Source organism: Methylobacillus arboreus (genome assembly GCF_020532725.1).
Classification (GTDB): Bacteria; Pseudomonadota; Gammaproteobacteria; order Burkholderiales; family Methylophilaceae; genus Methylobacillus; species Methylobacillus arboreus.
In genome coordinates this window covers 452565-466729 of record NZ_JAJAVC010000003.1, presented here as the reverse complement: position 1 = coordinate 466729, position 14165 = coordinate 452565, and the positions used below count along the sequence as shown (strand labels likewise).

The window sequence follows — 14165 nt, the reverse complement described above, 5'->3', positions numbered from 1 at the left end:
CGGGTTGCCCTGCCATGGCAGGGCAACGTACCCATGAAATGACATTGAACAGGCTCTAACACTGTTATCGCCATCGCCATGATATAGGCTCAGCCGTATCCACAACATCTGCCACAGGCAATATTTACCTTTCTTTACCCATAGTTAACAGCATCTAACAACGTCAGGCAGCAGAATTTCCCACTGAAACAAACCATACCCTGAGAGGAAAATCATGAAAACTGCCAGCACCTATTTCTATTCAAGCATCATCACCGGCGCCGTCATCGGCCTGGTCAGCCTATTTGCACAGGCTGAGCCATTACTCGCTGGCGATGCTCCATTCAGGCCAGCGCCCGGTTTCTTCCATGAAGGCCCAAGCTTGCCGCCACATATAGCCCGGCTAGATCTCAACGAAGCCCAGGAAGACAAAATCTTTCAATTGCTGCATGCGGAAGCTCCTGCCGTACGCGACAACTTCAAGCAGCAACGCAAACTGCGTGAGGAAATCGACACATTGGCAAAAGCTCCCACCCTGGACGAGAAAAAAGCCAGGCAACTGGCAACTGAACTGGGGCGTTTACAGGCCGACGCCATTTTTTCCCGTGTCAATACAGAGGCGCGAATTCGCACACTGCTTACCCAAGAACAACGCGCAAAGCTGGAAAACAGGCAACACTCGGGGAAAGGCAGGCCGGAACATCTTCCGCAACCTGGGGACAAGCCAAGGGGAACTCCGCCCACTCATTAAGCCGTTGTTGTACAGGCTTGAGTGCCAGGGAGACGGTGGAATACCGGCAGCAGCCTGCCCAGGACCATCATGATGTGAGCAACCAGATCGACCTGTTAATGGCGGCCTATGAAACCATTACCGCCAGGGATGCAGTCAAGGGCACACTGACTCTGGCCATTTTGATACCAGTAGAGGCCGCCAAAATGCGCCGCTATTCGCTTGCAAATGCCTCACACAGTATACTGAGCAGAGCGCCTAACATGGGTACTAGCTCCTCCTTATCAAACGGAGACTCTTCATCGGTAGCTGCGATGACAAAGGCTATTAGCACCTTCTCGACATCCTGTCGGTAATTCATCCAATGCTCAGCTTCGGCATCGCCGATCAACTGGTACTTGTGCCCGCCTGACTCGATAATCTCGGCCAATTCCTCGTTCTCAAGCTCGGCAAACAGGGAACGTGCAATGGTAATGGCAGCCGCCTTGTAATCCGGCTCTATGCCCTCCTCGCCCAATGGCAGGGTCAGGTAGGTATACACCAGCATCGCGTATGCTTGGTACACGGCCAGCATGTCGAAGTTTTCTACGCGTTCATCGGCAGGTGAGCGCCCGGCATGCTGGATGGCGCGGAAGGTGATGTAACAGGCAAGGTAGGTCGAGGCTTCAAGAACGTCATAGTCTTCAAGATTGGTGCTGGGCGGCTCGCCGGCATTTGCACGTGCCTCGTTCAGGCACAAGGCGTAAGTCAGACTAAGTCTTTGGGAGTAACGGATTTCCATGGTTTTCCTTCGTGGTTCTTGTTGCAGCTTTTAGTGTACTGTCCCGTCAATATTTGCATGAAATGAAAGCGATGCATTCGTTCTCCTGGCAAGGCGCACACCACAGCGATAGTCGTAGCTATCGCGCGGATTTGCAACGCCGGCAGGGGGACGAAGGCGCGCTTTCATATGCAAGTGATTGACGGGACAGTGCACTAGTCGATTTCAGGCAAGGCTTCGAGCTGCTCATGCAGGCCGAGCCAGCGCTCCTCGGCATGAGTTAATTGTTGCTCCAGCTCGGCTTGGCGCTTCTGCAGGGTTTGCAGGCGGGTTTTGTCCGCTTCCTGATATAGCTCCGGAGCAGCCAATGCCTGCTCCAATTGGTTCTTTTCCGGCTGCCAGGCGGCCATTTTCTTTTCTATCTGTTCAAGCTCCTTCAGCAGTGGCCTTCGCTCCTGAAGCCGTGCATGGCGTTCTGCCTTGTTTTGCGCGCGGGCATTGGGCGCCGCTTCGGGCTTGGCTTTTTCCTCCTCGGCCTTGTCGCGCAAGCGCTGCTCGTTGAGCCAATCGCGGTAATCCTCGAGGTCGCCGTCGAACTCCTGCACCTTGCCATCCGCCACCAGCAGGAAGTGGTCGCAGGTGGCACGCAGCAAAGCCCGGTCATGCGAGACCAGCACCATGCCGCCCTGGTAGTCCTGCAAGGCCATAGTGAGTGCATGGCGCATTTCCAGGTCCAGGTGGTTGGTCGGCTCATCCAGCAGCAGCAAATTAGGACGTTGCCAAATCAGCAAAGCCAGCGCCAGCCTGGATTTCTCGCCGCCGGAAAACGCACCGACCGCACCGGCGGCCATATCGCCACGAAAATCGAAACCGCCAAGGTAATTGCGGTGCTCCTGCTCGCGCGTGGCAGGATCAAGGCGCAGCATGTGCTGCAACGGCGATTCGTCGGGACGTAGTTGCTCGAGCTGGTGTTGGGCAAAGTAGCCCAGGCGCAAATCCTTGCCTTCCACCCGCTTGCCTTGCAAGGGTGTCATGGTATTGGCAAGCAGCTTGATCAGGGTAGACTTGCCTGCGCCGTTGCGGCCGAGCAAGCCGACACGCTCGCCTGGGCGCAAGGTCAGCATGATGCGCTGCAGGATGGTGGTGGCTTGGGTGGATTGATAATAGCCTGCATCGGCCTCGTCCAGCACCAGCAGAGGATCAGGCGCTGCCAATGGCTCACGGAAACTGAAGCTGAATGGACTGTCCACATGCGCCGCATTGATCAGCTCCATGCGTTCCAGCATCTTGATGCGGCTTTGTGCCTGTCTGGCTTTGGTAGCCTGGGCACGAAAACGGTCGATATATTTCTGCAAGTGCGCCACTTCGCGCTGCTGGCGATCGTAACTTGCCTGCTGTTGCGCCAGTCGTTCGGCACACTGGCGTTCAAAATCGGAATATCCGCCACGGTACAGGGTCAGTTTTTGCTGTTCGATATGGGCAATATGGTTGACGATGGCATCGAGGAAATCCCGGTCATGCGAGATCAGCAGCAAGGTGCCGCGGTAATCCTTGAGCCAGTTTTCCAGCCAGATCACGGCATCGAGGTCGAGGTGGTTGGTTGGCTCATCAAGTAGCAATAGGTCAGAGCGGCACATCAATGCTCGTGCGAGGTTGAGGCGCACGCGCCAGCCGCCGGAGAAATCGGAAACCGGGCGCTGCAAATCAGCATTGCTAAAGCCCAGGCCATGCAAAAGTTCGGCCGCACGCGCACGCGCGGAATAGCCGTCAATCTCGCCGAGGCGGGCATACAGCTCGCCCACTTTCTCGCCATCGCCTGCTGCTTCTGCGTCACGTAGTGCCGCTTCAACCTGCCTGAGCTCTACATCGCCATCCAGGGTGAATTCGATCGCAGCATCGGCAAGCGCCGGGGTCTCCTGCGCGACATGGGCGATGATCCAGTGCTGCGGGATTTCAAGTTCACCGGATTCGGGATGCAACTCGCCGCGCAACATGGCAAACACACTGGACTTACCTGCCCCGTTCGCACCGGTGAGGCCGACCTTGTGGCCGGGATGCAACTGAAAGCTTGCGCCTTCCACCAAACACTTGACGCCACGATATAGCTTAATATTTTTTAACTGAATCAAGAATTTCTACTCAACTGAACAAGGAAGGGTAACTTCTGAAGGAAATAGTTTGTAAACAATTGTCATTGTAAGCCAATCTCAGCAACTTTCGCCCTTCAAGCGTTGACCAACTACCGTGCCAATGAAATACTCTATGCATACTGATACAACATGCTTCTCAATGGCACAAATCGTGCGGATTCCGGCGATAATGGTGCAATAAAACAATATGGTCAAAAAGTCCTTGCTCTGGTGTTACCGCGCCACCCTCGCCGCGCTGTGGTTCGCCATCATTGCGTTCTCTGTCGTTGTACTCAGCCTGCGCTACCTGATCCTGCCCAACATCGGGGAATACCGCGAGCGCATCGCCGCGAAGGTCAGCGATGCGCTCGGCCAGCCAGTGACAATCAAGCACATCCATGCCAACTGGAATGGCCTGAATCCGCGCTTGACCTTGCGCGATATCGACATTTACGACCATGAGCAACGCGTGGCGCTATCATTCAAGCACATTGAAGCCAGCGTATCGTGGCTCAGCATTCCCTTGCTCGAACCTCGCCTCAGCTCGCTCATCATCCACGACCCGGCGCTAAGCATACGCCGCGAGGAAGATAGCACTATTTACATTGCAGGCATTGCGACTGGCGGCCCTGCACGGCCAGAGTTTGCCAATTGGCTCTTGCGCCAGGCCAGCATTGATGTCCGCAATGCCAATATCACTTGGCATGATGAAGTAAGAAAAGCACCGCCGCTCAGTTTCGACAACCTCAACCTGCATATTGAAAGCCCGGCCTGGGGAGGCCTGATCGGTCACCATCGCTTTGGCCTGCAGGCCATTCCTTCTGCGGCAGCCACCGGGCCAATTGACGTGCGCGGCAATCTTTACGGCAAGGATGTCAGCCAGATTAATGACTGGCGTGGCACCTTGTACGTGCATGCCGATGGCACTGACATTGCCGCCTGGCGCCAGTGGCTGCCTGAGCAACTGATCGATATCCGCCAGGGATATGGCGCCACCAGGGCATGGCTGGAATTTGCCAATGGCGCACCAAAGAAACTCACCAGCGATGTGATATTGCACAACGTGGTCAGCCGCATTATCAAGGACCAGCCTGAAGCCAGGTTGAACACGTTATCCGGCAGGCTGACCTGGATCCAGCACAAGGATGGTCAGGAACTCACTGCCGAAAATCTCAAGATTGTCACGCCGGCCGGCCTGGACATGCAGAATGGCAAGATCGCAATCCGCGAGCGCAAGTCCGCTGAAAAGCAATCGATTGAAGGCAATATCGCGCTGGATGAAATATCACTGGCATCTGCCCATCTCCTCACCGCCCACCTGCCATTGCCTGACAAGCTGCGGCAAACCCTGCATGAGATCAAGCCCGAAGGCGACCTGCACAAGCTCAGCCTGGAATGGACCAGCCAAGGCGGATTCCCGGAAAAATACCGGGTAAGCACGCAATTCAGCGACCTGGGCATGCAGCCCTATGCCAATATTCCCGGCTTCAAACAGTTGAGCGGCAATATCACTGCGGATGAAAACAACGGTAGCCTCACGCTCAATTCGCGCAATGCCGAGCTGGATTTCAAAGGTATCTTGCGCTGGCCGCTACCAGTGGACAAACTCACAGGCCAGGTCAAGTGGAAGACCAATGACGGCAAGCCTGAAATCCGCGTCAACAACCTCAATATTGCCAACCAGCATCTTGCCGGCGCCGTCAATGCAAGCTTTCAGCACAACCAGGTGAAGGGCGGGCTGCTGGAACTGATTGCCAAGTTCAACCGCGTGGACGGCAAATATGCTCGCTTTTACTACCCATTGATACTGGGCGAGCGTACGACCGAATGGCTGGATAACGCCATATTGGTCGGCAAGAGCGAGGATGTCAGTGTGATCGTCAAGGGCCATTTGCGCGATTTTCCGTTTGCAGGCAACAAGAATGGCCTGTTCCAGGTCAAGGCCAAGATTCATGATGGCGAGCTCAAGTTTGCCTCCGAATGGCCCAAAATTGAAAACATCGCCCTGGACATGCTGTTTGAAGGTAACCGCATGGAACTCAATGCCAACAAAGGTACAACCCTGGGCACCCAGGTGATCAAAAGCAAGGTGGTCATCCCCAACCTGGCAGCACAGCAGCCAGTGCTGAGCGTGGTCAGCGAAGGCCAAGGGCCTGTCAGCAATGGCATCCAGTACCTCAATAACAGCCCGCTCGTTGACATCACTGGTGGATTTACGCAAGGCCTGCAAACAAGCGGCAATGGCAAACTTGCGCTTGATTTGCAGATTCCATTGCATGACGTCAACACCACCAAGGCCAAAGGCAGTTACACCATCTCGGATGGCAGCCTTACCAGTGGGGATATCCCGCCGCTGACCCGCATCAATGGCCGGCTGGATTTCACCGAAACCGGGTTGCGAGGGCAAAACCTTAGCACCTGGGTATATGGCGGACCGGCACAGGTCAGCCTGAATACCGGCAAAGACAAGACCGTCCGCATCACTGCGCGCGGCCAGGTGAGCGATGCCGGCTTGCGCGCCGGTTTCGGCCCCGGCATATTTGATCGCGTCTTCGGCAACGCCGAGTGGAACGGCAATATCAACGTCGGCCAGAACGGCGCAGACATTACCATTCAATCCAACCTGCAAGGGATGGCTGCCAGCCTGCCCTTCCCGCTGAACAAGGCGATGAATGACAGCGTGCCGCTCAAGATAGAGAAAAAACAAATCAATGCTCAGCAGGACAATATCAACATCAGCTATGGCAACACGCTGGGCGCCTTACTGGTCCGCACCAAGCAAAACAATGGGAACTGGAAGCTGGAGCGCGGGGACATCGGCTTCAATGTAGCGCCGACATTGTCCCAACAGCCCGGCCTCACCGTGCACGGCAATATCGACCACCTGGATGTGGATGAGTGGCGCGAGCTTTCAAGCAGCCCACAAGATAATAGCCAACATGCCAACCAGACCATCGATATCAAAAAGATAGACCTCAACATCAACAAATTGGATGTGTTTGACCGGCGCATCAATGAACTCAAGCTTGCTGCCAACTCTATCAAGGATGGCTGGCAGATGCAGGTTCAAAGCAAGGAAATGACGGGGGACATCCAATGGCTCAATCAGGGAAGCGGCAGAGTGCTTGCGCGCCTGAAACGCTTGAGCATCCCTTCTTCCACGCCGGATACCGCCTTGTTGCGTACCCAGGGCCAGTTCAGCCAGCAAAGCAATGTCACCGAATACCCCTCGCTGGACATCGTCGCCGATAGCTTTGAATATGGCGCCAAGCAGCTAGGCAAGCTGGAACTGCTGGCCAATGAGCATGATGATGACTGGAGCATAGAAAAACTGCGCATCACCTCGCCCGAAAGCGAAATTCAGGCAAATGGAGAATGGCACAACTGGAAGCGCGCGCCCAACACCCGCCTCAACATCAACTGGAAAATCAATAACGTGGGCCAGACCCTGGAACGTTTCGGCTATCCCAATACCATCCGGGGCGGCACCGCCAACCTCACCGGGCAGCTCAAGTGGCCGGGCAGTCCTCACGATTTCGAAACCACCCTGTTGAGCGGCGACCTGCAACTGGACGTGCGCAAGGGTCAGATCCTCAAGATACAGCCCGGCGTCGGCCGCCTGTTCAGCGTGCTGACCCTGCAAAACCTGCCGCGCCGCCTTACCTTCGATTTCCGCGATGTATTCAGCAGCGGCTTTGCCTTCGACAAGATAGGCACCAATGTGCGCATAGACAACGGCATCATGCGCAGCGACGATTTCCGCCTGGAAGGCCCGACCGCGCTGGTGCAGATGACCGGTGAAACCAACCTGCAGAAGGAAACCCAGCACATCAAGGTCAAGGTCACGCCCTATGTCAGCGACAGCCTTTCAATTGCGGCACTGGCAGGCGGCCCGGTAGTCGGTGCTGCCACCTATCTCGCGCAAAAACTATTGAAAGACCCATTGAACCAGATCGCCTCTTCCGAATACGAATTCATCGGCACCTGGGATAACCCGGTCGAGGTCAAGGGCGGAAGCAGGCGCGACAACACAAACCCAGAACCATTACCGCTAGGCAGATAATCTGAAGCGCACATACAAATGCAACAAACCGAGTTGATAATTCACTATCCGTCCAGAATTTAAAACATGGCTATCAAATCACACGAAAAAATTGCCAAGAGCAAGACAAAAAACTCCATCCCCGGCATCAACCGCATTGCCGCCATTCAGATGGCTTCCGGCCCATATGTTGCAGCCAACCTGAGCGAGGCGGAACGCCTGATCGAGATTGCCGTCAACATGGGCGCAAAGCTCATCGCCCTTCCCGAATATTTCGCCATCATGGGCCTCAAGGACACCGACAAGGTCGCAGCGCGGGAAAAAGAAGGCAGCGGCCCGATTCAGCGCTTCCTATCCAAGATCGCAAAAAAACACCAGATATGGCTGGTCGGCGGGTCCGTGCCGTTGGAATGCGACAACCCGGAAAAAGTACGCAATGCCTGCCTGGTCTATGACGACAAGGGCAAACTAGCTGCACGTTATGACAAAATCCACCTGTTCGGCTTCGAGCTTGGCAAGGAACACTACCAGGAAAAGAAAACCATAGAGCCTGGCGATACGGTAGTCACGGTAGAAACGCCTTTCGGCAAGCTCGGGCTCTCCATCTGTTACGACCTGCGCTTTCCCGAGCTCTACCGTGCCATGGGCGATGTCGACATCATTGCCATTCCTTCCGCCTTTACCGAGACGACAGGCAAGGCCCACTGGGAAACCCTGATCCGTGCCCGTGCCATCGAAAACCTCTGTTATGTGCTGGCACCGGCCCAGGGCGGCTATCATGCCTCCGGCCGCGAGACGCACGGCAACAGCATGATCGTCGACCCGTGGGGCGTGGTGCAGGACAGACTGTCACGTGGCTCCGGCGTCGTGATTTCCTCGATCAATACAGCATATTTGAAGGGCCTGCGCAAAAGCCTGCCGGCATTGAAACACCGCAAGCTTTAAGTAATTATTATTTAAGAGCACCTAACAACGCCAGAGAGTGTTGTTAGGTGCTCTAAGTGCCTGGCTTGAAAAAATAGCCAAGCAGCCCCAATTTATTGAGAGCAATTTAAAGAAAATACTTAGCTCCGGGTCAGTGACGGACTGCTATGATGGTATTCAACTGCAAACATTAAAGATTCTCTGCCATGAAACCCGACACTTTGCCTACTGCATCCAGCCCTGCCGCCGAATCGCACTTTCACACCGCGACCGAAACCCTGCTCGCCCCCAGCGGCCTGGACGTGGGCCACCTGCAAGGCGTCATCGGCAACATCATGTCCCACAAAGTGGATTACGCCGACCTGTATTTTCAGTACAGCCGCGCAGAAAGCTGGGGGCTGGAAGAAGGCCAGGTCAAGTCCGGTAACTTCAGCATCGACCAAGGCGTCGGCGTTCGAGCGGTAAGCGGCGAGAAAACTGCATTTGCCTATTCCGACGACATCAACCTGCCCGCACTCAAGCAGGCTGCCAGCGCCACGCGTGCCATTGCAGCACTCGGAGAGGAAAAGCAGGGCCATGCGGTACAGCGCATCAGTGCGCCCCAACTTTACCTGCCGCAAGACCCGATTGCTTCCCTCAGTGCCGAAGCCAAGGTCAAGTTACTGGAACGGCTCGAAATGTTCGCGCGCAAGCAAGACTCACGCATCACCCAGGTCATGGCTTCCATTGCTGGCGAATATGAAGTGGTCATGGTGGCACGCCATGATGGCGTCATGGCAGCCGATGTGCGCCCGCTGGTACGTCTTTCCATCCAGGTGATCGCGGAACAGAACGGCAGACGCGAGCAAGGTTCCGCTGGTGGCGGCGGTCGGTTCAACTACAGCTATTTCACTGACGAAGTATTGCTGGATTATGCGCAAAAAGCGGTCCATCAAGCGTTGGTCAACCTCGAGGCCAGGCCTGCCCCTGCAGGCAGCATGACCGTTGTCCTGGGCGCTGGCTGGCCTGGCATCCTGTTGCACGAAGCCATTGGTCACGGCCTGGAGGGGGATTTCAACCGCAAGGGCAGCTCCGCCTTCAGCAATGCCATTGGACAACAGGTTGCAGCCAAGGGGCTCACTGTCGTCGATGACGGCACCATCAGCAACCGCCGCGGCTCGCTCAATATTGATGACGAAGGCAACCCTACCCAGCGCACCGTGCTGATTGAAGACGGCATCCTGCGCGGCTATCTCCAGGACAGCCTCAATGCACGCCTCATGAACATGGCGCTGACCGGCAACGCACGCCGCGAATCCTACGCCCACATTCCGATGCCGCGCATGACCAACACCTACATGCTCAATGGCAACATGGCGCCGGAAGAGATCATCAAGTCGGTGAAAAAAGGCCTGTACGCTGCCAACTTCGGCGGCGGCCAGGTAGACATTACCAGCGGCAAATTCGTCTTTTCCGCAGCCGAAGCCTGGATGATAGAAGACGGCAAGCTCGCCTATCCAGTCAAGGGTGCCACCCTGATCGGCAACGGCCCGGATGTGCTCACGCGCGTTTCCATGATCGGCAATGACATGGCATTGGACAGCGGCGTGGGTACCTGCGGCAAGGAAGGCCAGAGCGTACCGGTAGGGGTAGGCCAGCCCACATTGCGCATAGACGGCTTGACGGTGGGCGGAACGGTTTAATATGATGGCAAGTGAAGGTTACCGCCTTTACATCCGAGCAACATGGAAATCCCGACCAAAAGAAAGGAATTGAAATGGCTACAACCAAAAGCACCACCTCCAAGAAACCCGCAACACCCAAGGCCGTAATCGCAAAGCCAGCAGCAGAGAAGAAAACCACCACCAGAAAAGCCAGTACCAGCAAGGCAAAGACCACAGACAAGGTCAGCCAGATCAGCCCGGAAGAACGTTATCGCATGGTTGAAGTTGCGGCCTATTTTCTCGCTGAACGCAATAGCTTTGCCGGCAACCCGGTGGAATACTGGACAGCTGCCGAAGCCCAAATCAGCAAACTGCTCAGCTAGGTCCATAGACCCTGTCATTAATGCACTGGCTCCTGGCGTGTCCGCTTGCGGACAGCCTGGAATGCCATTTAATTTATCCCCGAAAGCCATCCATTCCCACACCATTAGTGGCTTGCCCTACCCGGCAAAGGCTATAATAAGCCGTTTATTCAATATGTAACGGCAAACCAATGCAGTTTTCTCTGCCTATTCCGGCAACAGGTCAAACAACCCGCATCAACCCGCTTGTCCCCGGCACTGACAGCCTGGCACTGGCACAGCTCGCAACACAGCGCATGCAGGCATCAGCCAAGGCACCTGTGGTCGTCATTACCTCCAGCGCCTTTGATGCCCAGCGCCTATTAGAAGAGATTCCCTGGTATGCCCCACAGCTACGCGTATATCTGCTGCCGGACTGGGAAACCCTGCCTTACGACCACTTCTCGCCGCACCCGGACCTGATCTCGGAGCGACTTGCCACGCTGTACCAGATCAGTCAGAACAGCTGTGACATCGTACTGGTGCCCGCTTCTACCGCGCTGATCCGCCTGCCACCCAGCGCCTACCTGGCAGCACACACCTTCATGGTGAAAAAGGGCCAGATCCTGGATATCGAGGCTTTACGCAGCCAATGCGCCAACGCAGGCTATCACCATGTCAGCCAGGTCATGAGTCCAGGGGAGTTCAGCGTGCGTGGCGGCCTGATTGACCTCTACCCGATGGGCAGCGCACTGCCCTATCGCCTCGACCTGTTCGATAACGAAATCGAGTCCATCCGCACCTTTGATGTAGACACCCAGCGCAGCCTCTATCCGGTTGCAGAAGTCCGCCTTCTGCCCGCTAAGGAATTTCCGCTGGATGAAAACGGTATTGCACGTTTCCGGCAGAATTTCCGCGAAGTCTTCGAGGGCGACCCCTCGCGCAGCCGTATCTACAAGGATGTGTCCAAAGGCCTCGCCAGCGGCGGTATCGAGTGGTACCTGCCCTTGTTTTTCGAGAGCACCTCCACCCTGCTGGATTATGTGCCCGCGGATGCCCTGCTTTGCCTGCACGGTAATCTGGACCAGGCATCCCAGGCTTTCTGGCACGATGCGCAATCCCGCTATCGCCAGCTCGCACACGACCCGGAACGCCCTATCCTCAAGCCGGAAGCATTGCTGATCAAGGCAGAGGATTTTTTCAGCCAGAGCCATGCCTGGGCGCGTGTACAGCTCAGCCTGGATACGGAGAAGAAACTCCCGGCGCTGGAAGTGGATCGACGCGCGGAAAAACCGCTACACAAACTTGAAGACTACATCCGCCGTTTCAAAGGGCGCATTCTGATTGCTGCTGAAAGCCTGGGCCGCCGCGAAACCATGGCGCAACTTTTCACCGATCACGGCATTGCCTACGAGGCCTGTGACGACTGGACCGGCTTCCAGTCTGGCAAAGCGCCGGTCATGCTGGGCATTAGCCCGTTGCATGGCGGCTTTGCCTTGAAAGACATTGCCGTCATTACCGAAGCCGAGCTCTACGCCAACACCGTGCGTCAGCAACGGCGCCGCGACAAGGAAAAGCAGCGCAATACCGAGGGCATGCTGAAAGACCTCTCCGAGCTGCGCGAGCATGACCCGGTGGTACATGAGCAGCATGGCGTCGGCCGTTACCGCGGCCTGGTCAATATCGACTTTGGCGAAGGAGAGACCGAGTTCCTGCTGCTCGAATATGCCGGCGACGATAAGCTCTACGTGCCGGTATCGCAATTATTCCTGATCTCGCGCTATTCCGGCGGCCCGCCGGAGTCCGCCCCTTTGCACCGCCTCGGCAGCGGCCATTGGGAAAAAGCCAAGAAGAAAGCCCTGAAGCAGGTGCGCGACACTGCCGCCGAGCTGCTCAACCTTTATGCTCAACGCGCGGCGCGCAAAGGCCACGCCTTCAAGCTCGGCCTGCATGATTATGAAGCCTTCGCCGAGAGCTTCCCGTTTGAGGAAACGTCAGACCAGCTGGCCGCTATCGAGGCCGTGATCAACGATATGCAATCCGGACGGCCAATGGACCGGCTGGTGTGCGGCGATGTCGGTTTCGGCAAGACCGAAGTAGCATTGCGCGCCGCCTTCGTCGCCGTCATGGGTGGCCGCCAGGTAGCCGTGCTCGTACCCACTACCCTGCTCGCCGAACAACATTACAACAACTTCAGCGACCGCTTTGCCGACTGGCCGGTGAAAATTGCCGAGATTTCGCGCTTTCGCACCGCCAAGGAACAGGCCCAATCTCTCAAGGGCCTAGAGGATGGCAGTATCGATATCATCATCGGCACCCACCGCCTGATCCAGAAGGACATCAAGTTCAAGAACCTCGGCCTCGTGATCCTAGACGAAGAACACCGCTTCGGCGTACGGCAGAAGGAACAACTCAAAGCCATGCGTGCAGAAGTGGACGTGCTGACGCTGACCGCGACTCCTATCCCGCGCACCCTGTCGATGGCAATGGAGGGACTGCGCGAATTCTCGGTAATCGCCACGCCGCCGCAGAAGCGCCTGGCGATCAAGACCTTTGCCACGAATTATTCCGAAGGCATCATCCGCGAAGCCGCCATGCGCGAGTTCAAGCGCGGCGGCCAGGTGTATTTCCTGCATAACGAGGTGGACACCATCTTCGTCATGAAGGAAAAACTGGAGAAAATCCTGCCCGAGGCCCACATCGGCATCGCGCACGGCCAGTTGCGAGAACGCGAGCTGGAGCATGTGATGCGCGACTTCTACCAGCAGCGCTTCAACCTGCTGCTGTGCACTACCATCATCGAAACCGGCATCGACGTGCCGACGGCCAATACCATTATCATGAACCGGGCCGACATGTTTGGATTGGCTCAGCTTCACCAGTTGCGCGGACGTGTGGGACGCTCTCACCACCAGGCCTATGCCTACCTGCTGACCGACCCTGACCGCAACATCACGCCGCAGGCGCAGAAACGCCTGGATGCGATCCAGTTGCTGGAAGACCTGGGGGCCGGCTTCCATCTTGCGATGCACGACTTGGAAATCCGTGGTGCAGGCGAATTGCTCGGCGACAGCCAGAGCGGCGAGATGCAGGAAATCGGCTTCACGCTCTATTCGGAAATGCTCAGCCATGCGGTGAAGCAGCTCAAGGCCGGCAAGGAGCCAGACCTTTCTGCGCCTCTCGGGGTTACCACGGAAATCAACCTGCATACGCCCGCCCTGCTGCCCAATGATTACTGTCCCGACGTTCACGAGCGCCTGGTGCTCTACAAGCGTCTTGCCAACTGTAATGACGACGACGACCTGGACGCCATGCAGGAAGAACTGATCGACCGTTTCGGCCTATTGCCGGAACAAGGCGAGGCACTGATGGCCTGCCATCGCCTGCGTATTGCCGCCAAGCCGCTCGGCATCAACAAGATAGACGCTAGCGATTCCACGATCCAACTCCATTTTGCACCCAGTACTGAGTTAGACCCAACCAAGCTCATCGCGCTGCTGCAACGCGACCGCCGTTGCCGCATGAACGGCCCGGACAAGCTCAGGGTTACGGTACAATACCCCGGCATTTTGCCGCGTACCGACTTTATCAAGAACCTATTAAAGGAACTCGCCTGA

The 14165-nt window shown here is 56.4% G+C and carries 8 protein-coding genes; 6 read left to right on the top strand and 2 right to left on the bottom strand.

The genetic code is table 11. The features are described from left to right. Nucleotides 1-214: 214 nt before the first annotated feature. A complete protein-coding gene (locus tag LG198_RS02175) occupies nucleotides 215-730 on the top strand; it encodes a Spy/CpxP family protein refolding chaperone (RefSeq protein ID WP_230341530.1) in 516 nt (171 codons plus the stop codon). A 193-nt stretch (nucleotides 731-923) separates the two neighbouring features. On the opposite strand, the gene LG198_RS02170 is transcribed toward LG198_RS02175, so the two are convergent. Next, nucleotides 924-1490 (bottom strand): hypothetical protein, encoded by a 567-nt coding sequence (locus LG198_RS02170; protein WP_230341529.1) that lies wholly within the window; start codon nucleotides 1488-1490, stop codon nucleotides 924-926. A 194-nt stretch (nucleotides 1491-1684) separates the two neighbouring features. After that, nucleotides 1685-3598 carry an ATP-binding cassette domain-containing protein gene (locus tag LG198_RS02165; RefSeq protein WP_230341528.1) on the bottom strand — a complete coding sequence of 638 codons (1914 nt, stop codon included), beginning with the start codon at nucleotides 3596-3598 and terminating at the stop codon, nucleotides 1685-1687. A gap of 208 nt (nucleotides 3599-3806) precedes the next feature. Here LG198_RS02165 and LG198_RS02160 point away from each other — a divergent pair, with 208 nt between their 5' ends. From LG198_RS02160 to mfd, 5 genes are all read left to right on the top strand, one after another. Continuing rightward, nucleotides 3807-7661, top strand: coding sequence for a YhdP family protein (locus LG198_RS02160; RefSeq protein ID WP_230341527.1), 3855 nt, complete (start codon nucleotides 3807-3809; stop codon nucleotides 7659-7661). Between the two features lie 66 nt (nucleotides 7662-7727). Next, on the top strand, nucleotides 7728-8585 hold the full coding sequence (locus tag LG198_RS02155) for a carbon-nitrogen hydrolase family protein (protein ID WP_230341526.1): 858 nt from the start codon (nucleotides 7728-7730) through the stop codon (nucleotides 8583-8585). 185 nt (nucleotides 8586-8770) lie between these two features. Then, the gene (gene tldD / locus LG198_RS02150; protein WP_230341525.1) at nucleotides 8771-10246 is read left to right on the top strand and encodes a metalloprotease TldD; all 1476 of its coding nucleotides are present in this window, start codon (nucleotides 8771-8773) and stop codon (nucleotides 10244-10246) included. 74 nt (nucleotides 10247-10320) lie between these two features. Continuing rightward, nucleotides 10321-10590, top strand: coding sequence for a DUF2934 domain-containing protein (locus tag LG198_RS02145; protein WP_230341524.1), 270 nt, complete (start codon nucleotides 10321-10323; stop codon nucleotides 10588-10590). A gap of 170 nt (nucleotides 10591-10760) precedes the next feature. Next, the gene (gene mfd, locus LG198_RS02140; RefSeq protein ID WP_230341523.1) at nucleotides 10761-14165 is read left to right on the top strand and encodes a transcription-repair coupling factor; all 3405 of its coding nucleotides are present in this window, start codon (nucleotides 10761-10763) and stop codon (nucleotides 14163-14165) included.

Bases quoted from the DNA above. Each gene is read 5' to 3' on its own strand.
- LG198_RS02175 (WP_230341530.1), top strand. From the start codon at position 215: ATGAAAACTGCCAGCACCTATTTCTATTCAAGCATCATCACCGGCGCC.
- LG198_RS02145 (WP_230341524.1), top strand. From the start codon at position 10,321: ATGGCTACAACCAAAAGCACCACCTCCAAGAAACCCGCAACACCCAAG.
- tldD (WP_230341525.1), top strand. From the start codon at position 8,771: ATGAAACCCGACACTTTGCCTACTGCATCCAGCCCTGCCGCCGAATCG.
- LG198_RS02160 (WP_230341527.1), top strand. From the start codon at position 3,807: ATGGTCAAAAAGTCCTTGCTCTGGTGTTACCGCGCCACCCTCGCCGCG.
- LG198_RS02155 (WP_230341526.1), top strand. From the start codon at position 7,728: ATGGCTATCAAATCACACGAAAAAATTGCCAAGAGCAAGACAAAAAAC.
- mfd (WP_230341523.1), top strand. From the start codon at position 10,761: ATGCAGTTTTCTCTGCCTATTCCGGCAACAGGTCAAACAACCCGCATC.
- LG198_RS02170 (WP_230341529.1), bottom strand. From the start codon at position 1,490: ATGGAAATCCGTTACTCCCAAAGACTTAGTCTGACTTACGCCTTGTGC.